General features: G+C 60.0%; 33 protein-coding genes and 2 pseudogenes. 10 read left to right on the plus strand and 25 right to left on the minus strand.

Annotated features, from left to right (window positions below; all coding sequences use genetic code 11):
• Positions 1–125: 125 nt before the first annotated feature.
• The 3 genes and pseudogenes from ACZ1G7_RS16430 to ACZ1G7_RS16440 form a co-directional block, all read right to left on the minus strand.
• A pseudogene (locus ACZ1G7_RS16430) lies at positions 126–3,462 on the minus strand (error-prone DNA polymerase).
• Entirely contained in the window at positions 3,459–4,955 is a 1,497-nt protein-coding gene (locus ACZ1G7_RS16435) for a Y-family DNA polymerase (protein WP_472663750.1), read from the minus strand. The pseudogene ACZ1G7_RS16430 and the gene ACZ1G7_RS16435 overlap by 4 nt, the downstream one beginning before the upstream one ends.
• Positions 4,870–5,400, minus strand: coding sequence for an ImuA family protein (locus ACZ1G7_RS16440; protein WP_472660461.1), 531 nt, complete (start codon positions 5,398–5,400; stop codon positions 4,870–4,872). Before ACZ1G7_RS16440 ends, ACZ1G7_RS16435 begins: the two co-directional genes overlap by 86 nt.
• 245 nt (positions 5,401–5,645) lie before the next feature.
• Here ACZ1G7_RS16440 and ACZ1G7_RS16445 point away from each other — a divergent pair, with 245 nt between their 5' ends.
• On the plus strand, positions 5,646–5,792 hold the full coding sequence (locus ACZ1G7_RS16445; RefSeq protein WP_472660462.1) for a hypothetical protein: 147 nt from the start codon (positions 5,646–5,648) through the stop codon (positions 5,790–5,792).
• Here the strand turns inward: ACZ1G7_RS16445 and ACZ1G7_RS16450 are convergent.
• From ACZ1G7_RS16450 to rplS, 6 genes are all read right to left on the minus strand, one after another.
• The gene (locus tag ACZ1G7_RS16450) at positions 5,789–6,601 is read right to left on the minus strand and encodes a division plane positioning ATPase MipZ (RefSeq protein ID WP_472660463.1); all 813 of its coding nucleotides are present in this window, start codon (positions 6,599–6,601) and stop codon (positions 5,789–5,791) included. The genes ACZ1G7_RS16445 and ACZ1G7_RS16450 overlap by 4 nt on opposite strands.
• Positions 6,602–7,046: 445 nt before the next feature.
• Complete coding sequence (locus ACZ1G7_RS16455; RefSeq protein ID WP_472660464.1) at positions 7,047–7,814, minus strand: hypothetical protein; 768 nt, start codon at positions 7,812–7,814, stop codon at positions 7,047–7,049.
• Between the two features lie 322 nt (positions 7,815–8,136).
• Positions 8,137–8,517, minus strand: a complete 381-nt coding sequence (locus ACZ1G7_RS16460; RefSeq protein WP_472660465.1) for a hypothetical protein — start codon at positions 8,515–8,517, stop codon at positions 8,137–8,139.
• 239 nt (positions 8,518–8,756) lie between these two features.
• Entirely contained in the window at positions 8,757–9,452 is a 696-nt protein-coding gene (locus ACZ1G7_RS16465; protein WP_472660466.1) for an SMI1/KNR4 family protein, read from the minus strand.
• A 252-nt stretch (positions 9,453–9,704) separates the two neighbouring features.
• Positions 9,705–9,926 (minus strand): 50S ribosomal protein L31, encoded by a 222-nt coding sequence (rpmE, locus tag ACZ1G7_RS16470; protein WP_472660467.1) that lies wholly within the window; start codon positions 9,924–9,926, stop codon positions 9,705–9,707.
• Between the two features lie 11 nt (positions 9,927–9,937).
• Entirely contained in the window at positions 9,938–10,324 is a 387-nt protein-coding gene (gene rplS, locus ACZ1G7_RS16475) for a 50S ribosomal protein L19 (RefSeq protein WP_472660468.1), read from the minus strand.
• Between the two features lie 491 nt (positions 10,325–10,815).
• On the opposite strand from rplS, the gene ACZ1G7_RS16480 reads away from it, so the two are divergent.
• Entirely contained in the window at positions 10,816–11,619 is an 804-nt protein-coding gene (locus tag ACZ1G7_RS16480) for a hypothetical protein (RefSeq protein ID WP_472660469.1), read from the plus strand.
• A gap of 10 nt (positions 11,620–11,629) precedes the next feature.
• Here the strand turns inward: ACZ1G7_RS16480 and trmD are convergent, their stop codons facing one another.
• The 12 genes and pseudogenes from trmD to ACZ1G7_RS16540 form a co-directional block, all read right to left on the minus strand.
• Entirely contained in the window at positions 11,630–12,454 is an 825-nt protein-coding gene (trmD, locus tag ACZ1G7_RS16485) for a tRNA (guanosine(37)-N1)-methyltransferase TrmD (RefSeq protein WP_472660470.1), read from the minus strand.
• Between the two features lie 36 nt (positions 12,455–12,490).
• Entirely contained in the window at positions 12,491–13,195 is a 705-nt protein-coding gene (locus tag ACZ1G7_RS16490) for a hypothetical protein (protein WP_472660471.1), read from the minus strand.
• Positions 13,196–13,261: 66 nt separating this feature from the next.
• On the minus strand, positions 13,262–13,768 hold the full coding sequence (gene rimM / locus ACZ1G7_RS16495; RefSeq protein WP_472660472.1) for a ribosome maturation factor RimM: 507 nt from the start codon (positions 13,766–13,768) through the stop codon (positions 13,262–13,264).
• Entirely contained in the window at positions 13,765–13,908 is a 144-nt protein-coding gene (locus ACZ1G7_RS16500) for a hypothetical protein (protein ID WP_472660473.1), read from the minus strand. Before ACZ1G7_RS16500 ends, rimM begins: the two co-directional genes overlap by 4 nt.
• A gap of 4 nt (positions 13,909–13,912) precedes the next feature.
• Positions 13,913–14,542 carry a 5,6-dimethylbenzimidazole synthase gene (gene bluB, locus ACZ1G7_RS16505; protein ID WP_472660474.1) on the minus strand — a complete coding sequence of 210 codons (630 nt, stop codon included), beginning with the start codon at positions 14,540–14,542 and terminating at the stop codon, positions 13,913–13,915.
• A 3-nt stretch (positions 14,543–14,545) separates the two neighbouring features.
• A complete protein-coding gene (gene rpsP / locus ACZ1G7_RS16510; protein WP_472660475.1) occupies positions 14,546–14,974 on the minus strand; it encodes a 30S ribosomal protein S16 in 429 nt (142 codons plus the stop codon).
• A 42-nt stretch (positions 14,975–15,016) separates the two neighbouring features.
• On the minus strand, positions 15,017–15,310 hold the full coding sequence (locus ACZ1G7_RS16515; protein WP_472660476.1) for a chorismate mutase: 294 nt from the start codon (positions 15,308–15,310) through the stop codon (positions 15,017–15,019).
• Positions 15,310–15,840: a GNAT family N-acetyltransferase gene (locus ACZ1G7_RS16520; RefSeq protein ID WP_472660477.1), complete on the minus strand. Its 531-nt coding sequence runs from the start codon at positions 15,838–15,840 to the stop codon at positions 15,310–15,312. The genes ACZ1G7_RS16515 and ACZ1G7_RS16520 overlap by 1 nt, the downstream gene beginning before the upstream one ends.
• Entirely contained in the window at positions 15,837–16,355 is a 519-nt protein-coding gene (locus ACZ1G7_RS16525) for a GNAT family N-acetyltransferase (RefSeq protein WP_472660478.1), read from the minus strand. Before ACZ1G7_RS16525 ends, ACZ1G7_RS16520 begins: the two co-directional genes overlap by 4 nt.
• Positions 16,352–17,847, minus strand: a pseudogene (gene ffh, locus ACZ1G7_RS16530) (signal recognition particle protein). The gene ACZ1G7_RS16525 and the pseudogene ffh overlap by 4 nt, the downstream one beginning before the upstream one ends.
• A 171-nt stretch (positions 17,848–18,018) precedes the next feature.
• A complete protein-coding gene (locus ACZ1G7_RS16535; protein WP_472660479.1) occupies positions 18,019–18,378 on the minus strand; it encodes a DoxX family protein in 360 nt (119 codons plus the stop codon).
• Between the two features lie 41 nt (positions 18,379–18,419).
• Complete coding sequence (locus ACZ1G7_RS16540; protein ID WP_472660480.1) at positions 18,420–18,992, minus strand: FMN-dependent NADH-azoreductase; 573 nt, start codon at positions 18,990–18,992, stop codon at positions 18,420–18,422.
• A gap of 113 nt (positions 18,993–19,105) precedes the next feature.
• Between ACZ1G7_RS16540 and ACZ1G7_RS16545 the strand changes: the two genes are divergently transcribed.
• The 4 genes from ACZ1G7_RS16545 to ACZ1G7_RS16560 are packed head-to-tail and all read left to right on the plus strand — an operon-like array spanning position 19,106 to position 22,577.
• Positions 19,106–19,987, plus strand: a complete 882-nt coding sequence (locus ACZ1G7_RS16545) for a LysR family transcriptional regulator (RefSeq protein ID WP_472660481.1) — start codon at positions 19,106–19,108, stop codon at positions 19,985–19,987.
• 10 nt (positions 19,988–19,997) lie between these two features.
• Complete coding sequence (locus ACZ1G7_RS16550) at positions 19,998–20,399, plus strand: VOC family protein (RefSeq protein ID WP_472660482.1); 402 nt, start codon at positions 19,998–20,000, stop codon at positions 20,397–20,399.
• Positions 20,389–21,681 carry an NAD(P)/FAD-dependent oxidoreductase gene (locus tag ACZ1G7_RS16555; RefSeq protein ID WP_472660483.1) on the plus strand — a complete coding sequence of 431 codons (1,293 nt, stop codon included), beginning with the start codon at positions 20,389–20,391 and terminating at the stop codon, positions 21,679–21,681. The genes ACZ1G7_RS16550 and ACZ1G7_RS16555 overlap by 11 nt, the downstream gene beginning before the upstream one ends.
• Entirely contained in the window at positions 21,678–22,577 is a 900-nt protein-coding gene (locus ACZ1G7_RS16560) for a DMT family transporter (RefSeq protein ID WP_472660484.1), read from the plus strand. Before ACZ1G7_RS16555 ends, ACZ1G7_RS16560 begins: the two co-directional genes overlap by 4 nt.
• Here the strand turns inward: ACZ1G7_RS16560 and ACZ1G7_RS16565 are convergent.
• The 3 genes from ACZ1G7_RS16565 to ACZ1G7_RS16575 form a co-directional block, all read right to left on the minus strand.
• On the minus strand, positions 22,555–22,800 hold the full coding sequence (locus ACZ1G7_RS16565) for a hypothetical protein (protein ID WP_472660485.1): 246 nt from the start codon (positions 22,798–22,800) through the stop codon (positions 22,555–22,557). The two genes, ACZ1G7_RS16560 and ACZ1G7_RS16565, sit on opposite strands and share 23 nt — an antisense overlap.
• Positions 22,801–22,868: 68 nt before the next feature.
• Positions 22,869–23,195, minus strand: coding sequence for an ArsR/SmtB family transcription factor (locus ACZ1G7_RS16570; protein WP_472660486.1), 327 nt, complete (start codon positions 23,193–23,195; stop codon positions 22,869–22,871).
• 37 nt (positions 23,196–23,232) lie between these two features.
• Entirely contained in the window at positions 23,233–23,436 is a 204-nt protein-coding gene (locus ACZ1G7_RS16575) for a hypothetical protein (RefSeq protein ID WP_472660487.1), read from the minus strand.
• A 105-nt stretch (positions 23,437–23,541) separates the two neighbouring features.
• On the opposite strand from ACZ1G7_RS16575, the gene ACZ1G7_RS16580 reads away from it, so the two are divergent.
• Positions 23,542–24,438: a LysR substrate-binding domain-containing protein gene (locus ACZ1G7_RS16580; protein ID WP_472660488.1), complete on the plus strand. Its 897-nt coding sequence runs from the start codon at positions 23,542–23,544 to the stop codon at positions 24,436–24,438.
• Here ACZ1G7_RS16580 and ACZ1G7_RS16585 read toward each other — a convergent pair.
• Complete coding sequence (locus tag ACZ1G7_RS16585) at positions 24,435–24,935, minus strand: VOC family protein (RefSeq protein WP_472660489.1); 501 nt, start codon at positions 24,933–24,935, stop codon at positions 24,435–24,437. The genes ACZ1G7_RS16580 and ACZ1G7_RS16585 overlap by 4 nt on opposite strands.
• 215 nt (positions 24,936–25,150) lie before the next feature.
• Here ACZ1G7_RS16585 and ACZ1G7_RS16590 point away from each other — a divergent pair, with 215 nt between their 5' ends.
• The 3 genes from ACZ1G7_RS16590 to ACZ1G7_RS16600 are packed head-to-tail and all read left to right on the plus strand — an operon-like array spanning position 25,151 to position 26,541.
• A complete protein-coding gene (locus ACZ1G7_RS16590) occupies positions 25,151–25,504 on the plus strand; it encodes an AtpZ/AtpI family protein (RefSeq protein WP_472660490.1) in 354 nt (117 codons plus the stop codon).
• A 43-nt stretch (positions 25,505–25,547) separates the two neighbouring features.
• Complete coding sequence (locus ACZ1G7_RS16595) at positions 25,548–26,255, plus strand: F0F1 ATP synthase subunit A (protein ID WP_472663751.1); 708 nt, start codon at positions 25,548–25,550, stop codon at positions 26,253–26,255.
• 49 nt (positions 26,256–26,304) lie between these two features.
• A complete protein-coding gene (locus ACZ1G7_RS16600) occupies positions 26,305–26,541 on the plus strand; it encodes a F0F1 ATP synthase subunit C (RefSeq protein WP_472660491.1) in 237 nt (78 codons plus the stop codon).
• The last annotated feature ends 24 nt before the right edge of the window (positions 26,542–26,565 follow it).

Consider the following 26,565-nt stretch of genomic DNA (forward strand, 5'->3'; position numbering starts at 1 on the left):
AGGGACCCCTTGTATGCAGGGGGTCCTCGTCCCCAAAAACGCACCTAGCTAGAGCAAGCGGCCCGGCGCGCGCCGCACCGGTCTTCGTGCTGCGTTTGGATGGCTGCTTAATCCGGCCACGGCGTTTAGTGAAAATCCCGGCTTGGAAAGAGCTTCTTCGCCTGATCGCGCGGGTGCATGGCGCGGGGCGTCATGCGGGTGCGGCGCGGCGCGTCGTCGGCTTGGGGCTGGGTGACGCCGATGGCTTCCTCCATCGGGTGGCCCAGTTCGGACAGTTTGTAGGACAGGTCCTCCACCTTCTGCGCAATCACATGCACGACCACGCCTTCGCGCTGCAGATAGCCCGTGATTTTCAACAGCCTGCCGCCCATCACCTCCCGCCGGTTGGCCTCGTAAAGTTTGGGCCAGACCACCACGTTGGACACGCCGGTTTCATCCTCCAGTGTCAGGAAAATCACCCCCGACGCGGTGCCGGGCCGCTGTCGGGTGATCACCAGCCCGCAGACGCAGACCCGGCCTATGGGCGTCGTTGTTAGCTCCGAATGGGCCAAAAGGCCCGGGATCACAGGGCGTAACAGCTCCATCGGGTGGGCGCGCAGCGACAGGCGCATGGACAGGTAATCTTCGACGACTTCCTCGCCCAGATGCATCGCGGGCAGCGTCACCTGCGGCTCCCCGCCGCCTTCGCCGTCGATTGGGTTGGCAAACAAAGGCAAGGGCGCTTTGGCGGTGATCGCTTTGACCTGCCATAGCGCGTCGCGCCGGGTGAGGCCCATTTCGGTGAATGCGTCGGCCTCGGCCAGCCGTTCCAACGGCGCGGGGTTCAGACCTGCGCGCAGCCACACCGATTCCGGGTCGGGGTAGCCATTACCGCGCGCGGCGATGATCCAGCCCGCGTCTTCCTCCTTAAACCCTTTGATCTGGCGAAACCCCAGCCGTAACGCCAAAGCGCCATCGGCGCGGCGCTCCAACGTGTTGTCCCAGGCGCTGTTGTTGACGCAGATCGGGCGGGTTTCCACCTGATGCTCCCGCGCGTCGCGCACGATCTGGGCGGGGGCGTAGAAGCCCATAGGTTGGGAATTGAGAAGCGCGCAGGCAAATACCGCCGGATGGTGGCGTTTAATCCAGGCGGAGACATAGACCAGCATCGCAAAAGCTGCCGCGTGGCTTTCGGGGAAGCCGTAATCGGCAAACCCTTCGATCTGGCTGAAGCACCGCTCAGAGAATTCGGGGGAGTAGCCGTTTCGCAGCATTCCCGCGATGAACTTGTCGCGAAACACGCTGATCGTGCCCATGCGGCGGAAGGTCGATAGCGATCGGCGTAGCTTATCCGCCTCCTCCGGGGTGAAGCCCGCCGCGACCACGGCGATCTGCATGGCCTGTTCCTGAAACAGCGGCACGCCAAGGGTTTTGCCTAAGACTCCTTCCAGCTCTTTCGAGGGGTAATCAACCGTCTCCAACCCCTGCCGCCGCTTCACATAAGGCTGCACCATGCCGCCCTGAATGGGGCCGGGTCGGACGATGGCGACCTCGATCACCAGATCGTAAAACACGCGTGGCAACATGCGTGGCAGGAAATTCATCTGCGCCCGGCTTTCGACCTGAAACACCCCGACTGCATCGGCCTTGCAGAGCATATCATAGGTCTCAGGGTCCTTTTGCGGCACGGTGGCGATGGTGAAATCCTGTTTCTCATGCTCGCTGAGCAGGTCAAACGCCTTGTGGATGCAGCTGAGCATGCCCAGCCCCAGCACATCGACCTTCAGGATGCCCAGCGTGTCGATATCATCCTTGTCCCATTCGATGACCGTGCGGTCCTCCATCGCGGCGTTCTCAATCGGGCACAGCTCATCCAGCCGCCCTTTGGTGATCACGAAACCGCCCACATGCTGGGACAGATGGCGCGGGAAGCCGATAATCTCCCCGATCAGCCGAATGGTTTGCGCCAGCCTGCGGTCTGACAGGTCCAGCCCTGCCTCCTTGATCTCGTTCCGGGTCCGCGCCCGCGTTGGACATGCCCCAAATCTGGCCCGACAGGCTGGCGGTGACGTCCTGACTGAGCCCCATTACCTTGCCCACCTCCCGGATGGCCGCGCGGGATCGGAAATGGATCACCGTTGCACATAGCCCCGCCCGGTGGCGGCCGTATTTTTTATAGATATGCTGGATGACTTCCTCGCGCCGCTCATGCTCGAAATCCACGTCAATATCAGGCGGTTCGCCCCGGTGCTCGGACACAAACCGCGCGAACACCATGGTGATGACCTCAGGCCCCACATCAGTGATGCCCAGCAGGTAGCACAGAATAGAATTGGCAGATGAGCCACGCCCCTGGCATAGAATCCCCTGGCTGCGCGCGAATTGGACGATGTCGTAGACGGTCAGAAAATAGGCCGGAAAGTTGAGCTTCTTGACCAGAAACAGCTCCTTGCTGGCCATGTCATGCACCTTGCGCGGCGCGCCGTAGGGGTAGCGGGTCTTGATGCCCTGCGCGACCAGCCGTTCCAGCCGCTTGATTGGGGCCTCCCCGTTGGTGATTTCATCGGGGTATTCATAGCTCAACTCGCTCAGGCAAAAGCTGCACAGCGCCGCGATCTCCATGGTGCGGCGCAGGGCGGACGGGTGGTTGCGGAAGAGCCGCGCCATGTCCTCGGCCCCCTTCAAACGCCGCTCCGCATTGGGCAGGGCGCGGATGCCGATCTGGTCGATGGTGATATGTTCGCGCATGCAAGTCAGCACATCAGCCAGTTGGCGGCGGGAGGCATGGTGCATCAGCACATCCCCAACCGCCACCATGGGGGCGGAGGTCTTCTGCGCCATCCGCGCGCAGGCATCCAGGTAAGCCTGATCGGTGCCGTCATAGCGCGGGGCCGCGCCCAGAAACACATGGCCGGGGTAGCGTTTGCGCAGCTTGGCGATATGCGCGGCGACCTGACGTGCAGGCGCGCCGCGCCGGGGCAGGGCGATCAGGATCATGCCCGCCGCACCCTCGGCCACGTCATGCAAGTCCAAATGACAATCGCCCTTTTCAGCGCGCCGTTTGCCAAGGGTCAGCAGCCTTGTCAGTCGTTGATAGGCGGCTCGGTCACGGGGCAGGGCGATCCAATCCACGGGGCTGTCGCGCAACACCAGCCGGGCGCCCACGATCAGCCGGGGCAGCTCCGCCACCTCAGGCGCCGCAATCGCGCGCTCCCCCACGGGCTGGCGGCTGGAATGGTCCAGCTGGTTGTGGGAACGGATTTTGACCGCTTCCTCCATTTCCTCCCGCAGGGTTTTCAGCGCCGCATAGGCGCGCACCACGCCAGCCAGCGAGTTGCGGTCGGTGATCGCGATTGCCTTGAGGCCCAGCTGCGCCGCGCGCGTCACCATCTCTTCTGGGTGGGAGGCACCGGTCAGGAAGGTGAAATTGCTGGTCACGGCCAACTCGGCATAGTCGCCGGAAGGGTGCATGTTGGGGCTCATGCGAATTCGCCTTGCACAAACCAGCCGGGGGTTTGCGGGGTGTGAAACAGCCATAGCCTGCGCCCCTGCCGCGTTTCCACCCGCCAGTAATCACGCAGGCCTGCGCGCCAGTTTTCATCCGCCATCCACCATTCGGGCGCGATCCGTTCTGGCCCGGTCGCACGGCCCGTGCTCAGCGACATGTTGCGCCAGCGGAACGTCTTGGGCGGGCGGGTGCCGCGTTCGGTAATGGGCCCGGCAATAGGCTCTGGCGAAAACAGCCGCAAAGGGCGCGGGTGCAGCGCGACCCACGCGCCCTCCGGCTCGCTAAACGCGGCGGCGGCGACGCTAAAGCTGCGCTCCGGGATATGGCTGTCGGCGGGCAAAAAACGCTGCACATTCTCCAGCCCGATCCGCGTGCCGATGCGGGTGATCAAATCGTCCAGCTTGTCCTTGTCGCGCCCTGCGATATGGGTGATTTGCTTGACGGGCAGGGGCTCGACCTGGGTGGCCTCCAGCCGCATCATGTCGATGCCGAAACCGGCCTCCACCTCCCCCACGCCGCGCTCAAAGAGCGGTAGGATGCGGCCCGCGTCGCGCAAGGGGCGGGCCAGGCGCAGCTCCACCTGTTGGCTGTCTTGGTCGACCCGGCGGAGCGTCAGTTGTAACACCCGCGCGCCGGCCTCCTGATCTTTCAGCGTCTCACAAAGCCGGGTCAGCAAGCGCTGCGTGCCGGCCATCACATCACCCGTCAGCCCGATGGGTTCGGGCAGGGTCAGGCGCACGCCGTAATGGGGCGGATCAGACAGGGGCGAGATGCTTTCCGGCTGCGCGCCCAAGGCTTGATCAAGTCGCAGCAAGACCTCAGCCCCAAATCGCCGCGTCAGCGTGGCGCGCGGCAGGTCGGTCAAGTCGGCAATGCGGCGCAGGCCAAGCCGTTCCAGCGAAATGCAGGTCTTCTCCTCCAGCCGCAAGGCAGAGACGGGCAGCCGCGCGATCCGCGCCTCAGTTTGCCCCGGCTGCGCAATCCCACCGCCATGCAGAGCCAAGGCCCAAGATGCCCCGCGGGTATCCGCCAGCCCGATCAACGCGGTCAGCCCGGCGCGGGCAAGGCGCTGTTTCATGTCGCCCAGCATGGTCGCCTCATCCGGCCATAGATGGGTGGCGCCGGTCACATCCAGCACCAACCCATGCGGCCCCTGCAGCCCAACCCAAGGGCAGTAACGCGTCGCCCAGCGGGCCAGCATCTGCTGGAATCGCGCGTCACCTTTGATATCGGCAGGCGCGCTGATCAGGTCGGGGCAAAACGCATGCGCGTCGGCATGGGGCATGCCGGGATGCAGGCCTTCCGCCCGGGCGGCGCGGTTCAGGCAGTACAATCGGTTGGCGCTTTTGTGCCGATGGGTCAGCGCGAAGGGCGCGTCACTGTCAGTGGGCCGCGCGCGCAACGCCCTGTCGCTGGGCAGGGTTGGAAACCATATGGACACGACGCGTTTCTGCATCCCAGCGGATATCCCAGACAGATAATGTTCCTGATTTGTTCTTTTTAAGTTCCCAAACCTGACGAGTCGAGTCTCCATCCGCATCAAAAACCGGCGCGCAATGCCAGCGGGTCTCCGCGGCGTTGCTGCCAAGGCCTTCGGGCAGGATACAAAGCCCCGTCGCCTTTCCAGCCTCTGCAGCCAGTTGCAGGCGCCGCCCGGCGGTCAGGTCCAGCGGTTTGGTCAGCTCCATCACCACCAATGTAACGGCGCCGGAGCGTAGGGCTTCCTCTGAAACGGCCAGGATCTCCAACTGGTCGCGGCCCTTGGCCACCAGCAACTTGGCCGGGTCGAGATAGGGGCTGATGCCCACCGGGTTCAACCGATCCGCGGCCCAAGCTTCGCGCACCCACATCACCGTGCCGCCCCGCTGGCCCGCAAGCGCCAAAGCAAAGCTCAGCGAAGCGGGGCCGCTCACCTCATGGGTGCGGCCCGTTCGGGGGGGAAGTGATCTGTCAGCTCAAGCGTCATGAAGCAAAGATATACACCGGAAAGGAGTAAAGGAAATGGGGTCGCTTTGGCGCAAATTGGCGCGGAAAGCTTAACGGGACCTCAATGCGAAAGAGATAGCTTGGCCGAGGGGGCCGCCATCACTTCGCCGCAATTTCTGCCGAAACTGCCAGATGGGGGCCAGAAAGGGAAAATGCGAAGGGGGAAATTCGCATGCTGCTGCTGAGCGTTCTAAAACGCATCCAGATGTTTTGTTTTGCTTTCGCGGTCGCGGCGGCAAGCCTGTCAGCCACGGGCCTGCTCATTGCTGAGCAGGAGCGCGAAAATCGGGGCGTTCAACAGGTCGCGCTTGGCGACTAGAAATCCACCTCAACGCCGGGCAGGTTCAGGGATTTGACCAGCTCGCGCAGCTCCTGACGGGCGGCGACGTTGGAAATGTTGAGGTTCTTGATCCCGATATCGGCCAAATCCAGCAAGGTCAGGCCGCGTGGGAACAGCTCCCGAAAAATCACCCGTTCGGAGAAACCCGGAGCCACGCGGAAGCCCACGCGTTTTGCGAGGCCTTCAACGGCGTCGGTGATCTTCTTCTTGTTGTGCATCCGCTGGGTGCCGACGCGGTTCCGTACGACGACCCAGTCAATCGGGTTCAGGCCAGCTTGCGCGCGCAGTTGGCGGGCTTGCCAGACCATCTCGGCGTAGACCGATGGGCCCAGAACCTTGTGGGTTTCCGGGTCGACGCGGGCCAGCAGGTCGAAGTCGATGAAGCTGTCATTCAAAGGCGTGACCAGCGTGTCGGCCAGCGAATGGGCCACCTGACTGAGGCGCGTGTGGGAGCCGGGGCAGTCGATGACGATGAAATCAAACCGGCCTTCCATGCCCGCAACGGCCTCGGTCAGGCGGCGGTCATAGATGTTTTCGCCCGGGCCCAAGGTGGCGGGGTCGATATTGGGCAGTTCGACCATTTCTGGCAGGGCCAGGTTCAGCCCGTCTTTTTCGGAGGTCCGGGCGCGGTTTTCGATGTAGCGCCCGAAACTGCGCTGCCGCAGATCAAGGTCGAGCGCGCCCACTGTGAAGCCCATCCGGGTCAGGGCGGTGGTGATATGCATGCAATTGGTGGACTTGCCGGAGCCGCCCTTTTCATTGCCGAATACGATAATATGCGCAGCCATGGCCTGCTCCTGTCCCTCGCCCGTTCCTCGGGTTTTCGGCGTTATAGGCGGGCGGGGGAGTTCTGGGAAGCGGAACCCGCCTTGGGCCGGCAAGAATATTGGGGATGATTCATTGGAGTCACATTTTTGGACCCGCCCCGCATGCGGGGAATCTTGTAGTCAATTGATTTAAAATGCTTTTTTAAAAATATTAAGGGTTTGGAAAGGTTTGCTTTTGAGAGGTGAATTATGTCTGGATTTTGGCGCTCAGCTTTTCGAAGTCTGGTCGGCCTCGGCAATTGTAGACCGTCAGATGAGTTTGATCTTTAGATCAACAACTGCCCCAATTCTCCGAACATAGCTTGGCTGACCTGCGCTTAGATCGCAGCGAAGGCCTCAAAGAGCCCAAAAGACACGGATGCTGCACGATCAACAAATGGCGGCTTTGTCCCCATGGCTATCAATGTCACAAAAATGAAAATGCCCACCAGACGTTCACTGCAACAACTTTGGCATCTGCGGCATTCCCATAGATGTTGAGTTCAAATCGGTCAGGGGCCGGTCCAATTCGCGCAAAAAACCGGTTAAAGTTCGTGCCGTAGGGCACACTTTTGAATTTACCATGATCCCGAAATGCCTGAAAATGAAAGTCGTAGGAAAAGGTGGAATTTTCAGCATGACGTGCGTCGCGCGCCGTTGAATAACTGGAGCTTGATTCCAAGATCCTACCTACTTTGAAGCCATTGTCTTCCAACCATTGCCGCGCCTCAGCGGTCGTCATGTCTGCAAATATGCCCTCCAAACAAACCTCATACTGAGTGTCTGTTACCACCCTGGAACACCGATCTGGACCACTTGGGATGTACAAGAGAAAGAGCAATATTCCAGCGCATGCTAAACCTACTATCTTGTTGAAATACTGGGGCGAAGGGTCGCCTGAACTGTTTCTTTTGAACGCGCCTACGCCCCAAGCGAAGCCAGTCACAACCAGTATCATCGCTCCGAGCAACATCAATATGGGGCCGAGGAAGATCAGTCCAAACCCAAGTGAATTCGCAATCTCAACAATCGCATGCTCACACCGGCCCGTGATGTCGCAATCGTTAGGATAGAGAAGTCTTGGAATGTTCAACAAAAGCGCAAATAAAACTGGGCCGAGGATCAGAAGAATGGACGTCGCCAAACTCAGCAAATAGCGGTTCCTGAAAAATCTGACCTTCAAATCTTGCCTCACCTAATTTTGCTTAATTTAAGCGCAGCTTGCTTAACCGGTCCAAACTTAAATAGCCTTCGCACCGTCTCTTCTCAACGTTAGGCATTGGCCTGCGTTCCCGACAAAAGCAAAAGGGCGAAGCTGACGGCGCAATCGCCCGATAGCTGAAAGCCGCTATTTGATTGAACATCTTTAATGGCAACTCCGTCCGCCAAACCGCCATCCGAACGTCTTGCGGTTAAGGTCCGGTTTGAGCCCTTAGCGACTGATGCTGTACTAGTTTTCAACGTCTGGTTTAGTCGTTTGGCGGATGCAAAAAGCATTGGAAACAGGATACATCCCGTTAGTTCATCCGTTCGAGCGAATTGCACTCCCTTGCAATCGTTTGAGAAGAAAACTCCATCCTTGCCTTCAGCCAATAGGTCCTTGCTGCGCCATCAAGCATCGCTTCCAAATCAAGGCCATTCGCTCTTCGTTCTTCAAAGAACTGCTCGATCGTTTTAAACTCCATATCTGGGAATGAATCCAACGCCTCTTCTGACGCCAGCTGAAGTTTCTCTGCTTCGCGCCTGAATTCTGCACAAGCTAAATAGGCTAAGACAAAATTTGCCGTTCGGTCTAACCTGCGATCATCGCTTTCAGAATAGTACTGCCATAGCGGAAAAATCGCCAAAATTGCAGCAAGGATCACAACCATACGTTCAAATGCTTCTAGTTTTTTCATCGCAAGTTGATCCCGTTGTTTTCGAATTCATCAACAATCCGCAGACGCTACCTTTAACTGTACGACGATGCAAAATTAAGAATACTCATTGAGAGTTTTCATGCTAGCCAACAGGGTTTCCGGATCGAATTTGAAGCGGACCTTCGTTGGGGCCTTGGCAATGCCCGGTTTGTCCGCATTGCTGACATTGGCTGCCGCCTGAAGGCTTGAAAACCAGGTAGAGAGCATCGGATGTCTGCTTATTCGCGGTGAAGCTTTCTGAGCATGCGTTTCAGAAAGCCGTCACTTGCACCTTCTCCTTTTGCTTCTTGAGCAAGACGTTCCCAGTCTTCTGTGTCGCCCGGAAGGCGTTTTGATTTTTCGATTTCACGCCCTTCGTCGTCGTAAATTGAAAAGCGTCGAGGAATTTCATCTTCCAGAAAATCCGACAGTGAAGACCAACGCGCTCCGATCATGTCGAACTTAGCGTTGTACAACTCCACTTCGCCGGTCGAAGCCAGATAAAGGTGCCCTTGAGACGACCACTCGCCATTGATTGCGCCAATACCCAGATGCCCATCCGGGATATAGTCCGGACGTTCAACTGCGTTCTGATACCAAATGCTTATTGGTTGCCCAATCCCAACCCCTGATCTATCGACTGATCCGCCAATCCCGCCGTGCAACGAGACGCCCAAAATCCTTGCTCCGTTCATGTGGCGAAGAAGCTCTTTATACGGCTCGGGTATGTACCTCTGTGCTTCATTTTCAGCGCCGCGCACTCCGTGGTCATTCAACCCGGCATAACGTGAGCAAAGATACGCGTAGGGAGCGACGTGGGGCACATGTCCGGTCTGGTACGCGCCATTTTCGCCTTCAACCAAACCGAGTGGATCGTAGCGCTCTCGAAGTTGCTCATCGAGCCGTATGAGCGTTTCGGAAACAGATTTCGTCATTAAGTGGTCTCGCGATTATTGCCAATGCAACTTGTCTAACACCCATAGCTGTGTCTTCAACACCGCTGCTGACTACCACGTGTCTCCTGCAAGCAGACATTCATGACAAGGCGGCGAACGGCAGCTCCGTCCGCTTAGCGGACCTATGTGCGTTCTATATAGAAGGTCCGGGCACCGCTTGATATGAGCGGGACACAAAAAAAGCGCCCCCGGGTGGGAGCGCTTTCAATATTCGCGAACGGGAGAAGGGTTTTAGAACCCCAGACCTTCGTATTTGTTCTTGAACTTGGAAACCCGACCGCCGGTGTCCATCAGGCGCTGGTTGCCGCCGGTCCACGCTGGGTGGGAGGATGGGTCGATGTCGAGCGCCAGCTGGTCGCCCTCGGCGCCCCAGGTGGATTTCATTTCCACGATCGAGCCGTCGGTCATTTTGACGTTGATTGTGTGGTACTCGGGATGTGTATCTTTTTTCATCTCGCGACCCCTTATGCGTCTGCGCCGCTGGAGAGCGGCTTGTAGTTGGTTTGCTCGGCGATACGCGCGGATTTACCACGGCGTGTGCGCAAGTAGTACAGTTTCGCGCGACGCACGCGGCCGCGGCGGACCACGGTGATGCTGTCGATATTGGTGGAGTGCAGCGGGAAGACCCGCTCGACGCCTTCACCGAAGGAGATTTTGCGCACGCAGAACGAGCCCGCGATGCCGGAACCGTTGTTGCGGGCGATACAAACGCCTTCGTAATTCTGAACACGGGTACGTGTACCCTCGGTCACTTTGTAACCGACGCGGATGGTGTCACCCGCCTTGAAGTCTGGGATGTCTTTGCCCAGCGAAGCGATTTGTTCCGCTTCCAATTGTGCGATCAGGTCCATCTGAAACGCTCCTATTTTGATCCCGGTTTGCCCGGAGAATATGTCTCGCGTCCCAAGAGCTGTTGGTCTTCTTCCGGGTCCACCAAAGTGCCCGCCACAGATCAGGTCGTCATTGTTTTCTAAATGCCGAAGTTTGTGCCCCCTGAATTTGCGCCGAAGAAAACGCGGCAAGGGCCAATAAAATAACGGCTCCGGTCAGTATTCTGATTCCAGATTTCGGGGGTATAGGGGGATTGGCTTTACGGATCAAGCGGTTTGCGCCCTGGCGGATGTGAAAACGCGGGCGATACCCCTGTCAGGCGGGGCCTGACGCGATCCACCGCCGCCAAGCGTGTTTGAGCCTGCTTCACCCGTCTGGCGCCCCGCTTTGGCCGCATTTTTGCGGTTTCTTGCTGTTCACAAAATGTGAGCGGTGGATGCAATGACACAAGATGATCTTGACGCGCGGCTGACGGCACCTGTGCAGGCTTTGGATGGTGGGCGGGTCGGAGATGGATGAGCGCCGCCGGCCCAGCATAATCAGCCCGACACTGATCATCGGCATGGTGTTCTTCGGGATTGCGGCTTTTGGGATTTTGTCGCTGACCCATCATCTTACCGGCTTGTTCGGGGTCATGACGGGCAGCCACATGCTGACAGTTGACGGCCAGCCGCGCAAATTGGATGACGCGGCGCGCGGTTCTGCGACCGGGGTGGTCACACCGATAGAGGCGCTTCCCGACGCGCCAGACGGGTGGGTGCGGGTCACGCAACGCGACGCGCTTGCCGGGCAGATGATTGACCATGTCGCGCAAAATTGGCCGGCGGATGGCACTGCGCTGACCGAAAATGCCGGGTACCGACGGCTTCAGACCTATGCCCGGATCTATGGCCGTGAGGACGTGGAAACGCGTATGACGGCCAATCGCAAAACCGCCGCTTTGTATCTGGCCAAGTCGGGCAGCTATCTGAGTGTGGCCTTGATTTACCGCAGCAAGGAGCGGCTTTTGGGCGCTGCGGACGCGCCGCAAAGCTGGGCCGAAACGCTAGACTCAGAGGCACGCGCACAGCTTGATGACAGCCACATTGTCGAGCAGGTCCAGTTGGGCGCGTTTTCCGCAATTAACGAGACGGTTGCGTCGGGGGACAGCCCAACCACGCGGCCCTTGGCTGATGACCGCAAGGCACCGACAGGCGTGGATTTCAGGGTCGCGCTGACGCCGCGCGCGCTTGTCGCCGCCCAAGGGACCGCGTCGGCGCGTGAGATCGAAGCGCTTTTGGCGCAGTTTGATCTATCAAAGCTGCCAGAGGGGTGAGCGCTGCCCGCTAATCGGTGCTGTGTTTTTCCGACAGACGCAGCGCCCATAGGTCCGGCCTGCGGTCTTGCGTCAACGCCTCAGATTGCGCGCGGCGCCAGTCCGCGACCTTGCCGTGATCGCCTGAGGTCAGAACCTCCGGCACGCCGATCCCGCGAAAATCGGCGGGGCGGGTGTATTGGGGGTGTTCCAGCAACCCGTTGGAATGGCTTTCCTCTTCGGTGCTTTCGGCGTTGCCCAAAACGTCGGGGCGTAGCCGCACTGTAGCGTCGAGCATGGCTTGGGCCGCGATCTCGCCGCCGGTCATGACGAAATCACCAAGGGAGACCTCCTCGATGTTGTAATGGTCCAGCACCCGCTGATCGACGCCCTCAAACCGGCCGCAGAGCATGGTGATGCCCTCGGTCTGGCTCCATTCCTGCGCCTTGGCCTGGGTGAAAGGTTTGCCGCGCGGGGACAGGTAGATGATCGGCCATTTGGCGCGGTCATCCGGCGTGCGTTGGGCCGCAAATTTCAGCGCTTTTTCGACGATATCGGCGCGCAACACCATGCCCGCGCCGCCGCCATAGGGCGTGTCATCCACGTTGCGGTGCTTGCCTTCGCCGAAGATGCGCAGGTCTATCGTCTCCAGCGCCCAAAGCCCTTCCTTAAGGGCTTTGCCGGTCAAGGATGCGCCCAAAACGCCGGGAAACACCTCCGGGAACAGGGTGATGATCTTGGCGGTCCAGGCGCCCACCAGCTTGGTTTCCGCCATCAGATCGCGGGGCTGAAAAGAGGTGCTGATCGACTTGCGACCATGTGACTTGGAGGTGGGGTTTGAAGGCGTTTGCGTCATGCCCGCTTGGGTACGCGGCCTGCGGGCATTTTGCAATCAGGTGGCGTTGAGCAGCTCGTCCCGGTCGGTCAGGAATCCCTTGACCAATTGGTGCATGCCATCCGCCCCGCCCGACAGCAAAAGTGCCGTCAGGATGATGTCGATGGCGTGAAAGGCCTGCACTTGGTAAAGACCCTTGACCGTTTTATCGAGCGGCAAGGCGTCTTCTGGAACGAATTGCGCAAGGATACGCAGGCCAACCACAGCAACGGCAAGGCTAAGCGCAAGTGCGGCGATGGTGGCGGCGCGTTTCTTGCGGGCGGCGAGGTCCTGCAGACCCGGTTGCGCTTTGGTTTTGACGTCGATCAGGTGCTTGCGGGCGTCTTCAAGCTTGTCCTGCAAGGTCGTGACATGCGTGTATTTGGCGGTTACGGCGGCGGTGGTTTCGACCTCGGACGTGATCGCGGGCACGATGGCGGCGGAGGTGGTGTTCAGCGCGTCCGAATAGGCCCGCACAGAGGTCGCCGCGATCCGGGAGGTCTGCAGCAGGTCAGCCTCTTCATCCGAGAACCGGTTTTTGACGTAGATTTCGACCGCGCGCTCGATCACCAGCGCCATGAATATCAGGCTCAAGAACTTGGTGCCCAGGTCTTGCGCGCCGAGCCCGGTCAGTGAAATTTCGGTGAAATCGAATTGGATGGTCGCGAAAATGGCGACGGCGATGATGACAAAAATGGTGGGATAGGCGTCGAAAATACGCATGAAACACTCCAGAAATGGCTAAAATAATAACGGGCTTTTAGCACAGTCCCGGGGGCGTTTCAAAATTCAGCTCGCGGCGTCCTCGGGTGGGTCGACGATGACGCGGCCTGATGACAGATCGACCGTCGGCACGACCTCTTGCGTGAAGGGCAGCAGCAGGTCGGATTTCAGCTTGGGGCCGCGCACCTCCAAAATGTCGCCGGCGCCGTGGTTTTGCACGGCGGCGATCTTGCCCAAGACCACGCCGCCGGTATCTGCGACCTCCAACCCGATCAGGTCGGCGTAATAGTATTCGTCGTCCGGCAGGGCGGGCAGCAAAACGCGGTCAGCGTAAAGTTTGGTGCCTTTCAGCGCGTCGGCCTCGTCCTTGAAGCGGATGCCGGACAGGCGTGCGGCGAACCCGCCTTTGACGGCGCGGGTGATTTTGATCGTGAATTCAGCGCCCTTTTCGGTTTGAAGCGGGGCGTAACTGGCGATGTCTTCGGGTTCCGCGCAGAAGGATTTCAGGCGCACCTCACCTTTGACGCCAAAAGCGCCCGCGATCACGCCCACAACCACTTTGTCGTCGCTCATTGGTTCACCCCCACGCAGACCCCACGCGGGCCAATTTTGCCCCCCGCATCAAGGCACAGATCGTCGGCGCGCAGCCGTTCCAGCTTGAGCCCGCCGTAAAAGGCCAGCCCCATCAAAGCAAGCGTGATCAATTTGCGCATGATATCATACCTCTTGCAGGTGCAGCTTGGCGGCGCGGGTTTCCCAGTTCTGGCGTTCCAGCTCGGGCGTGTCGTCTTCTTGTTCCGGGTGGCCCAGGCAGAAATAGCCGATCAACGACCAGTCCTTGGACACGCCCAAATCGTGTTTCAAACGCTCCGCGTCCAGGATCGACACCCAGCCCATCCCCAGCCCTTCGGCGCGGCAGGCGAGCCAAAACAGCGTCACGGCGGAGACCACTGAATAGCGCCGCATCTCAGGCATGGTGGCCGCACCGAGGCCCTTGCCCTTTTCGGTCGCGTCGTCGCAAAAAATTGCCAGATGCACCGGCGCGCGGTCCATCCCGGCCAGTTTCAACGCCGCATAGCTGTCCGCGGCCTCGCTCGTGTAGTTGGCCAAAGCGTCGGCATTGGTGTCGGAAAAGTTGGCCCGCGCCTTAGCGCGAAGGCCTGCGCTTTGGACGCGCAGGATGCGCCACGGCTCCGACAGGCCCACCGATGGGGCCAGCGAAAATGCGTCGAGGCAGCGCGCAAGCACTGCCTCATCCACGTCAGCTGTTTGGAAGCGGCGCACGTCGCGCCGCCACCTCATCAGCTCAAACAGCTCGTCCCGAAAACCCCGGGAAAAGTCGCGCACAGCTTACTCAGCCGCAGCTTCTTCCGCAGCAGCTTCTTCGGCTGGTGCTTCCTCAGCAGGAACGGCAGCAGCCTCTTCAGCGGCTTCCTTGGCGGCTTGCGCCTTGGCCGCTTTTTCTTCCACGCGGTCTTGCGCTTTCTTGCCAGGCTCACCTTTTTTCAGGTTCGCACGCTCTTTTTTCTCAAGAACGCCAGCGGCTTCCAGGAAACGCGATACGCGGTCTGTTGGCTGCGCGCCTTCACCCAACCAGTACTGGACGCGTTCCATGTTCAGCTTCACACGCTCTTCGCTGTCTTTTGGCAGAAGCGGGTTATATGTGCCCAATTTCTCGACGTAGCGGCCGTCACGCGGCATGCGCGAGTCGGATGCAACGACGCGGTAGAAGGGGCGTTTTTTGGACCCACCACGGGCCAGACGGATTTTCATTGCCATTGTGTTTTCTCCTTAGATGGCGTGTCAGGCAGCTGCCTGAAATTATTGAAACTTTCTGTGGTTTTGGATGACTTCCCGGATGATGAAATTTAGGAAGGATTTGGCGAATTCGGGGTCGAGGTCGGCACGTTTTGCCAGATCCTCAAGTCGTTCTATTTGCGTGGCCTCGCGGGCCGGGTCGCTTGGCGGCAGGTCGTGCTCTGCCTTCAGCTTGCCCACGGCCTGCGTGTGCTTGAACCGCTCGCCCAGCGTGTAGACGAGGATCGCGTCCAAGCGGTCGATGGAGGCGCGATGTTCTTTCAGAACCTCGGCGGCTTTTTGGACGGCGTCGGACATCACAGGGTCTCCGGTTTTGGGTGGCGATAGACGAGGCAGGGATCGTCGGGTTTGGGTTGCGGCGCCTCAGGGTCGACAACAGCGCCCAGCCGTTCCGCCACTTTGATTGAGCCCGCGTTTTCGTGGTCGATATAGCTGACGACAGTGTCCCATTTCAGCACGTGCCAGGCGTGGTCCACGCAGGCGCTGGCGGCCTCAGAGACGTAGCCTTTGCCCTCATATGTGTCTGAGAACAGCACCCAACCCACTTCCGTTTCGGGCCAGGTGTTGGGGTGCCAATGGCCCACGATGCCAAGCGGGGTGTCGCAGCCCTTCACCGTGACGACAAACATGCCGAAGCCGCGCATCACCCAATGGCCGATCTCGGTGCCGAAAAAATCCCAAGCGTCGCGTTTGCCTTTCGGCCCGCCCGCATATTGCATCCGCTCCTGGGCATAGGCCGCGACAAAGGCGTCCGCGTCCGACGGTTTTGGGCCGCGCAGGATCAGGCGCTCTGTTTCAAGCGTGGGGGTTTGAAAGGTGACGCTCATGCCGCGATCTTCCGGTGGCGGTAAACCACCACGTCGTCCGGTGTCTCGCCCTCGGGCAGCGGCGCGTCGGGGTCGATTGTGGCGCCCAGCCGTTCGGCGAGAGCGCGCGATTTGGTGTTGGCGGGGTCGACATAGCTGACGAAATCCGACCAGCCGAGTGTGGCGAACGCGTAGTCGCGAATGGCCGTGGCGGCTTCAAACGCGTAGCCTTTGCCGCGCGCTTCGGCCAAGAACATCCAGCCCAGTTCCCGCTCCGGGTCGGAAAATTCAAGGTTCAGGCCGACAAAGCCCAGCAGGGTTTCTTCGTCCGATTTGTCAGCGCTCCACGTGCCGTGGCCATGCAAGGCCCAGCCCGCGATGCCGACGCAATAGTCATCCCATGCGTCCGCGCGGCTGAACGGTCCGCCCATGTACCCTTGCACGTCACCGGCCATGATCTCCGCATAAGCGTCGAAATCATCCAGCACGGGCATGCGCAGCGTCAGCTGCTTGGTATGGAGGGTGGGGGCGATCATTTCTTTTTGCCGAACCCTGACAATCCGGGGGCAGCTGGCCGCCGCCAAGCCCGGGCAGTCCGCCGCCGGGCATGCCCATACCCATTTTTTTGGCTGCGGCTTCCATCGCGGCGGGATCATTCATGTCGGGCATACCTCCCTTGCCGAACATGCCTTTCATGGCCTGTTTCAGCATGCCGCCTTTGCCCATCTTGCCCATTTTCTTCATCATGTCGGACATCTGGCGCTGCATTTTCAGCAGCTTGTTGAGATCAGAAACTTCCATCCCAGACCCCGCGGCAATGCGCTTTTTGCGGCTGGCTTGCAGCAGCTGTGGGTTGGCGCGTTCTTTCTTGGTCATCGACTGGATCAGCGCGATCTGCTGCTTGAGCACTTTGTCATCAAGGCCAGCAGCGTCGGCTTGGGCGGCCATCTTTTTCATGCCGGGCATCATGCCCATCAGCCCTTCCATGCCGCCCATCTTGAGCATTTGTTCCAGCTGCATTTTCAGGTCGTTCATGTTGAACTGACCCTTCTGGAAGCGCTTCATCATCTTTTCGGCCTGTTCGGCCTCGATGGTTTCCTGCGCCTTTTCAACAAGGGAGACGATGTCGCCCATGCCAAGGATGCGGCCTGCAATGCGGTCCGGCTCGAACGTCTCAAGCGCGTCCATCTTTTCGCCAAGACCTACGAATTTGATCGGCTTGCCCGTGACCGCCCGCATCGAGAGCGCCGCACCGCCGCGCCCGTCGCCATCCATCCGGGTCAGCACCACGCCGGAGATGCCGATTTTAGCGTCAAATTCTTCCGCGACCTCGACGGCGACCTGACCGGTCAACCCATCGACCACCAGAAGCGTCTCACGCGGGTTGACCGCGTCGCGAACGTCTTCGACTTCCTGCATCAAGACTTCGTCGATCTGCAAACGGCCAGCCGTGTCGAGCATGTAGACGTCGTAGCCGCCCAAAGTGGCCTGCTGCTTGGCGCGTTTGGCGATATCAACGGGCTTTTCACCCTTCACAATCGGCAGCGTGTCGACGCCGATTTGCATACCCAGAATGGCCAGCTGATCCATCGCTGCGGGGCGGTAGACGTCGAGGGAGGCCAGAAGAACCTTCTTGTTGTTCTTGTCTTTCAGCCGCTTAGCCAGCTTGCCGGTCGTAGTGGTCTTACCGCCGCCCTGCAGGCCGACCATCAGGATCGGCGCAGGCGGGTTGTCGATTTTCAGCTCGCCGGGTTCGGCGTTGTCGCCCGCCAGCACATGTTTCAGCTCGTCATGTACGATCTTGATGACCTGTTGGCCCGGCGTGACTGATTTGGTGACGTTCTGGCCGGTGGCCTTTTCGGCGACCGCTTTGACGAAATCGCGCGCGACGGGCAGGGAGACGTCGGCCTCAAGCAGCGCCACACGCACTTCGCGCAGCGCGGTTTTGACGTCATCCTCAGACAGTGCGCCTTGTTTGGTGAGTTTATCAAAGACGCCGGAGAGGCGTTCGGACAGGTTCTCAAACATAAGCTCTCTCGGGCTCCTTTTTCCTCAACCATGCTTCCCCATATGGTGAGAAGCGGCTCAAACGACAAGCGCCCCCATGGGCGCAACGCGCTGATGGGGGGCGATCCCGACCTATGCCGGGACCGGAAGGCTAAAGCTTCCGGGTGTTGGGTGGCGTTTACGTCTCGTGGGCTAACGAGTCAAGGCGTGTCGGGGCAGCTGCGCCCGGTTGAGCCAGATGAAGGCAAGAAGTGCGGCTGTCAGATGCGGGACCGGTGCGTAGGGTGGCCCGAGGTAGACGAGCAGGGCGAAGGTTGCGACGCACATTGTGCCCAGAAGCAAAAGGGCTGCGTAGATCTCCCGCCCGCGCCACCAAAGGCCGATTGCGCCCAGCAGCTCGGCGCTGCCGGTCATGAAGCGCGGGGTCTGGCCGAAGCCCAGGCGGTCATACATCTCAACCCCAGGGGCAAATCCGCCCAGCTTTTGCAGCCCGTAAAAGGCGAAGGCGGCAGAGAGGGCGATTTTCAGGGCGTGGCGCAACATTTCTTTCATGCTGCGCCACCTAGAGTGCGGGCCAGATCTGGCAAGTGGCCTTATGCCGCGAGCGCCGCCACAGCGGCATGTGCGCTGCCGATTTTGGCCTCAGCATCTGATGTCAGGCCGTCGGCCGCGATAACCTGGACGTCGGTGATCCCGACAAAGCTGAGGACTTGCCGAATATAAGGCGTTGCGAAATCAACGGGGCTGTCCATCGGGACGCCGCCGGAGGCGATGGCGATGATCGCGCGTTTGCCTTCCAACAAGCCAACGGGGCCGTTTTCGGTGTATTTGAACGTACGTCCGGCGCGCGCAATCAGGTCGATCCAGGTTTTCAACGCAGCGGGAACTGAGAAGTTGTAGATCGGCATGCCGATGATGATCGTGTCGGCGGCCTCAAGCTCTTCCACCAACGTGTCAGACAGCGCCAGAACCTGTTTTTGCGCGTCGGTGCGGGCGTCGATGGGCGTGAAGTTGGCTGCGACCCAGTCAGAGGTCAGCAGTGGCAAAGCGTCAGACAGGTCGCGGCGGATAACATCCCCGCCAAGGGTGTCGATGATGCTTTTGGTCAGGCCGCGGGTGATGGAATCCTCGCCCCGGGCGGAGCTGTCGATGTGCAGAAGGGTCATTTGTGAATCCTGAGATGGAAATAAGGGAAAGTTGCGATTGCATAAGCATTTGGTTTCTGCACAATTGAACGCAAGTATTATTCGAAAACAGAAATTGTGGACTGACGCACCTTATGGATATTGACAATTGGGACGAATTTAGAACGGCATTTCAGGTGGCCAAGCTGCGCACCGTCTCTGCCGCCGCCGAAGCGCTTGGCGTGCACCATGCAACCGTGATCCGCCATGTGGATCTGCTTGAATCAAAGCTTGGGGCTAAGCTGTTTCAACGACATGCGCGCGGATATACCCCGACCGAGGCGGGGGAGGATTTGCTGACCGTGGCGGGCGCGACCGAAGATCAGCTGACCCAGCTGGCGGGCCGTATTCATGGGCGCGGGGCGTCGGTTTCGGGCGAGCTGATCGTGACATGTTTGCCGCAAATGTCGCCGTTGATGGCGCGCACTATCACCAAATACCAAATCACCCACCCCGAAGTGCGGGCGCAACTGATCGTCGACACCCGGCCCTTGCGGCTGGAATATGGCGAGGCGCATGTCGCGCTCAGGGCGGGGGCGCCGGGCAATGATCTGGACAATATCGTCTCGGAACTGGGCACGTTGCCTATGGGGCTGTTTGCGCATCGCGACTACATCTTCCGCCACGGCCCGCTCAACGGGATTGAGGACATCCCAAACCACCGCTTCTGCCGCGTGGCCAATCTTGATCCGCGTGCGCCCTTCATGAAGTGGATCGGCACCCATGTGCCCGAGCAAAACGTGGTCTACAAATGCTCTGACACCAATACCGTGCAAGACGCGGTGATGGCCGGGGCAGGCATCGGGTTTTTGCCCGCCTATATGGGCGAGGAACACCCCGATATGGTGCAGATGATGGAGCCCGACCAGTCTTGGTTCTCGACCTTCTGGTGCGTCACCCATGTCGATTTGCACCGCACGGCCAAGGTGCATTCCTTCGTCACCTTCCTGCGGGAAGAGGCCAAATCTTGGGTGTAGGACTGCCGCGATGACGCAAAGCCTCGCGCTGGTGACACTGGTTGTGCGCGACTATGACGAGGCGATTGCGTTTTACGTGGGCGTGCTGGGTTTTGAGCTGGTGGAGGACATCTACCAACCCGAACAAGACAAGCGCTGGGTCACTGTGCGCCCCGTTGGCAGCACTTGCGCTTTGGTCCTGGGACAGGCCAGCACGAATGCCCAACGCGCGCGCATCGGCGACCAGACCGGCGGCCGGGTCGCGCTGTTTCTTGAAACGGACGATTTCTGGCGTGACTTCAACGCCTATGAGGCGGCGGGCGTGCGTTTTGTCCGCGCGCCCGTGACTGAGGTTTACGGGACCGTCGCTGTGTTTGAAGATCTCTACGGCACGCAATGGGACCTGATCGAACGCGCAGCTGATGCGTCCTGATCATCCTCAATCGCTGTGGCGCGCAACCGCGCCTGCGCGCGCGGCCAGCCCGGACGCCCAAGGCGATATCATATGCGATGTTGCGATTGTCGGCGCTGGCTTCACTGGCCTGCGCGCGGGTTTGCAAATGGCTGAGGCGGGCAGGGATGTTGTCGTGCTCGACGCGGGCTATGTTGGCTGGGGCGCGTCGGGGCGCAATGGCGGCCAGGTGAACCCGATGCTGCCCTATAACAGCTTCGGGGATCTGGTGCGTCTTGTGGGCGCCACCCATGCGGCGCGTTTGGCGGATGTTTCCCTGGGGTCGGCGGACGCGCTGTTCGCTTTCATCGAAAAATACCAAATCTCATGTGGCGCGCGCCAAAACGGGTGGCTGCGGGTGAACCATTGCGCCGCGGTCGCCGCTCGGATGTGGTCAAACGCGCAAGACTGGAACGCGCGTGGCGCACGGATGGAACAGATTAGCGGCGCAGAACTTTATGCCAAAACCGGAACCAAAACCTATCATAGCGGCATTCTGACCCCGCAGGGCGGCGCAGTGCAGCCGCTGTCGCTTGCGCGCGGGCTTGCCCGTGTGGCGGAAGGCGCAGGTGCGCGGATTTTTGGTGGATCGCCTGTTCAAGCACTGGCGCGCGCGGACGGTGGCTGGCAGCTAGTGACGCCCAAGGCCCGCATCAAAGCTGCGCGGGTCATTCTGGCCACCAACGGCTATACCGGCGGGCTGCTGCCCGCGCTGCCCAAAACCATCCTGCCGCTGGTCACCATTCAGGTCGCGACCGACCCACTGCCAGAGGCGGTGATCGCGGATGTCTTGCCCGGTGGGACGACCATTTCCGACACGCGCCGCGTCATCATGTATGCCCGCCGCGAGCCGGATAATCGCATGGTGTTTGGCGGTATCGGGCGCAAGACGTTGTCGGGCGACATCACCGGCCACGCCGCACTGATCCGCGACGCGGTCCGGGTCTTCCCGCAACTGCGCGATGTGGATTGGACCTTTAAATGGGGCGGGCAGATCGCGGTGACGGAAGACCACTTGCCGCATTTGCATGAACCCGCGCCGGGGCTGTTGGCGGGTTTGGGTTATAACGGGCGCGGCGTCGCGATGAGCCATGTCATGGGTCGCGTTCTGGCGGAGCGCGCTTTGGGCAAAGACGCAGGCGATCTGGATTTTCCGGTGACGGCGATGCGCCCCAAGCCTCTGCGGCGGACGCAGATGATCGGCAAAGGGCTCGCGATCAGCTGGTGGCAGATGCTCGATCGCCTTGAGATGGCGCGCGGATGAGCCCGGCGGCACGCGGTCATGCGGCGATGCTGCTGTTCTCCCTTCTGGTGGCGGGGTCCTTCGCGCTTGGCGGGTTGGTCGCAAATGAGATCGCGCCGACAGCGTTGAACGCCATTCGTTTTGCGATTGCGGCGCTGTTGATCGGTGTTGCGGCTATGGCTACGGGGGGCATTCCGCGAACATCCTGGGTGGCGCCATGGCGCTACCTGGTGCTGGGCGGGCTCTTTGCGATCTATTTCGTGCTGATGTTTGAAGGGCTGAAAACCGCGCCGCCCGTGTCTGCGGCCGCCGTGTTTACGCTGACGCCGATCCTGTCGGGGCTGGCGGGCTGGGTGCTGCTGCGCCAGATCACCACGCCGCGCATGGCGCTTGCTTTGGCGATTGGTGGGGGAGGGGCGCTCTGGGTGATCTTTCGCGCCGATCTTGCCGCGCTATTGGCGTTTGAAATCGGGCGCGGTGAGCTGATCTATTTCGTGGGCTGCGTGGCGCATGCGGTCTACACGCCGATGATCGCCAAGCTGAACCGGGGCGAGCGCCCGCTGGTGTTTTCCTTCGGGACGATCTGCGCGGGGTTGTTGGTTCTGCTGGTCTGGGGCGCGCGCGATATCGTTGCAACGGATTGGGCCGCGCTGTCGTGGCTTGTCTGGGCGACGATCCTCTATGTGGCGATCTTTGCCTCCGCGATGACCTTCGTGCTGGTGCAATATGCTACGATGCGGCTGCCCTCGGCTAAGGTTATGGCCTACACCTATCTCACGCCCAGCTGGGTGATCTTGTGGCAGATCGGGCTTGGCAACCCGGCGCCGCCCACATTGGTGATCGTGGGCGTTTTGCTGACCGTGGTGGCTTTGGCCATGTTGCTGAAAGCGGGGCCTACTGGTCGCGCGGGGTCATGACGAAAAACAGCGATGACACGGCGCCCACGCCCAGCAAAATTAGGCTTGTCTTCAGGGTGCCCAGATAGCCCACGCCTTGGGTGATCAGCCGTTCCGCGCGTTCCAGGCGGTTCGGGTCGGCGGGGTCTTCGGGCAGCCAGTGATACGGGTACTGGTTGGTCCAAACCATATAGGCAAGGGTCGTAAACAGAAACAACGATAGAAAGGCCGGGATAAATTTCATTGCTCAGCTCCACTCATGGTTGAGCGGGGGATAGCACGCGAATTTGGCAAAAATTTGCGCCTTTCGGGTCAGCTTTGCCCAAGTTCGCGCGACAAAAACGCCTCGAACGCATCGAAATTCAGTGCCTCTAGCTGGCCAAAGCTTTCGATCCAGACGATGGCGTCCCGCATCGCTTCGGGCTCCAGCTTGCACCATTTCACGCGCCCGCGCTTTTCCTGGCTGATCAGGCCTGCCTTGGTCAGGATCGTCAGGTGCTTGGAAATCGCAGCCAGCGACATCTCGAACGGTTCGGCCACGTCGGTGACGGCCATGTCGTCCTCCAACAGCATTGTCAGAATTTGACGCCGTGTGCCGTCGGACAGGGCCGCGAATACCATGTCGATTGTGTCGCTCATGCCCCCCTGATAGCGCTCAAGGGGGCAAAGGAACAGGTCAGATATCGGTGCGGCGCTGCGAGGGCCATTCAAAGCGCAACTGCTCTAAGTGATGCGGCTCAAGCCCGATATCGCGTGCAATCTTGTCGGTGATTGCGCCTGGCAATGGCGCGCAGCGGGGTTCGCGAAACCAGAGGTTTTGGAACCATTTGGCAAAGTTGGAGCGGGCGCGCAATTGCGCGTTCATGATGAGAGCGGTCATTGATACACCTATATGTTTGGGGTCTGCGGACTTTATGCGTCGTTTGGCGCTTTGGCACAAAATCATTTGCTTGACAGTACCTGTGAGAAAATCTCACATATTGCCATGCCCCGCCAATTGCCCCCGCTCAACGCCCTGCGCGCCTTTGAGGCCGCCGGTCGCCATGAAAGCTTCTCCCGCGCAGCGGATGAACTGGGCGTCAGCCATTCCGCGATCTCCAAACATGTGCGTGGATTGGAAGACCGCCTTGGCGCGCAGCTGTTTCGGGACGCATCACGCGGCGTCGTGCTCAGCCCCCAGGGTCGCGCTTACTTGGCCGCGCTGACGCCCGCCTTTGACGCCATTGCCGAGGCGACGGAGGAGTTCAGCGACCGACCCACCGGCACCGTGACGGTCAATTCCGAGACGGTGTTTGCCTATAAGTGGCTGATCCAGAAGCTCAAATCCTTTCATGCGCTGCATCCTGAGATCACGATTGACCTGGATGCTAGCGAGGCGCTGATCGATATTGACCGCTACGAGGCCGATGTCGCCATCCGGTTCTTTCTGGACAGCACGCCCGGCGGCAACGCCGCCCTTATCAGCGACGCGCCGATCTGCCCGCATGCGGCGCCAAGCGTGGCCGCGCAAATCGGCGATGATCCCGAAAAGATGCTGGATTTCCCCCTGTTGCGCGACCGGGGCGGGGAGCCGTGGTCGCGTTGGTTCGACACGATCGCGCGCCCAGATCTGGCCGCGCGTGTGGTGCAGGGGCGGCGGATGCGTGCGATGCTGGCCATCGAGATGGTGATCGCAGAGCAGGGCGTGCTGCTGTCATCCGCCGACAATGTGCAGCATGATGTCGATGCGGGCCGCCTCGTGCGGGTCTTTGACCAGGGCTTCCGGCAAGGGGCCTACCACATGCTGTTTGGCGAAGGGGTGCTGCGCCGCAAACCGGTGCGCCTCTTTCGCGACTGGCTGCTGGCGGAGACGGTGGAATTTCGCAGCGCTGCGCTCCGTTAGGCCGCGGCACGACCTTCCGCCACCAAGGCATCGACATCGAGCGGCTCATTGACCAACTCTGGCGTGTCGGCGTCGAGCATATTCCATTCGGATTTCGGTCTGTCGCGGTAAAGCTCCAACCCGTTCCCGTCGGGATCATTCAGATACACGGCCTCGCTCACGCCGTGATCTGCGGCCCCGGTCAAGACGTAGCCCGCGCTTTGCGCCCGGTCGATCACCTGACCAAGGCTGGCGCGGTCGGGATACACAAAAGCCACGTGATATAGGCCCGTATGGCCTTGAGGCGGCGGCGTGCCGTCTTTGCTGTGCCACGTGTTCAGGCCCAGATGGTGATGGTAGTCATCGAATGACAGAAAGGCGGCCTGCTTCCCGTAAACTGTGACAAGGCGCATGCCGACAATATCGCGGTAGAAGGTAATGGCACGGTCCAGGTCGGCGACCATCAAATGCCCGTGCCCAACATGGGCGCCTGGAACGCCAATTGTGTCTTGTGACATAGGTGCCTGCTCCTCAGGAATTGGCGATCATCAACCGATTGGTTGAATATATGGGCAACCTTGCCCTTTGGCCATCTATGCATGAACACAGATTTTGTGCGACATAAAAATTCAATAAAAACAGTTAGTTGGATTAAGTTTTGCCGAATTGACTCTGTGGGGGCTGCGTTCTATCACACCCTCACGATCCGCATGCGCTTTTGAGGGGTGTTTTCGTGGCGACAGAACCGGACACAGAGCAGCTCAAGGCGCTCAACGACCGGCTCGAAGCGCTGAAGAAAACGCAAGGGCCCAAGGCGCGGGCGGATGAGCATTATTCGATGGCCAATCTGGGCTGGCGGATGGTGACGGAGCTGGTGGCCGGTCTGATGATCGGGTTCGGCATCGGGTACGGGTTGGACGTTTTGTTTGGCACGCTGCCTCTGATGCTGGTGATATTTACGCTGCTGGGCTTGGCCGCGGGCATCAAAGTGATGATGCGCACCGCGAAAGAGGTCGGCGAAGAGCAAGCCGCGCATGCGGCGCGAAAACCTGCCGCGGATGCGGTAGACGATAAGAAGGACGATTGAGTTGGCAGACGACGCAAAAGACGGTGGCCTCGTATTTCACCCAATGGATCAGTTCATCGTGAAGCCGCTTTTTGGCGACGGCGCGGTGGGGATGTTCACGATCACCAACTCGACCATGTGGATGGCATTGTCGATCGTCGCCGTTGTGGCGCTGCTGGTTCTGGGCACGCGCTCGCGGGCGATTGTGCCGTCGCGGAGCCAATCCATTGCTGAGCTGGCCTACGGTTTCGTCTACCAAATGGTCGAAGACATCACCGGCAAAGATGGGGTGAAATACTTCCCCTACATCATGACGCTGTTCATGTTCATCCTGTTTTCCAACTACCTTGGCCTGCTGCCAATGGCCTATACGCCGACATCGCATATCGCGGTCACGGGTGTTCTGGCCGTCGCGGTGTTCCTGGCGGTGACTGTCATTGGGTTTGTCAAAAACGGCGCAGGCTTCCTGAGCTTGTTCTGGGTGTCATCCGCCCCGCTGGCGCTGCGTCCTATCTTGGCGCTGATCGAGGTTATCAGCTACTTCGTGCGCCCGGTCAGCCACTCCATTCGTTTGGCAGGTAACATGATGGCCGGCCACGCCGTTATCAAAGTGTTCGCGGCCTTCGCTGCGATCCTGGCGATCTCGCCACTGTCCATTCTGGCCATCACGGCCATGTACGGTCTGGAAATGCTCGTTGCGGGCATTCAGGCCTACGTATTCACCATTCTGACCTGTGTGTATCTGAAAGATGCGCTGCATCCTCACCACTAACGGTCACGAACAAAAGATCACCGAAATTCCATCGTAAGGAGATAAAGACATGGAAGGCGATATCGCACAAATGGGTCAATTCATCGGCGCAGGCCTGGCATCTGTTGGCATGGGCGGCGCAGCCGTCGGCGTGGGCAACGTTGCTGGTAGCTTCTTGTCGGGCGCCCTGCGCAACCCATCCGCCGCTGCTGGCCAGACGGCAACTCTGTTTATCGGCATCGCGTTTGCGGAAGCTCTGGGGATCTTCTCGTTCCTCGTCGCGCTTCTGCTGATGTTCGCCGTCTAAGAACGCCCTGAGATCCTTACGCTA

It is taken from the genome of Litoreibacter sp. JB4-2 (assembly GCF_055693445.1).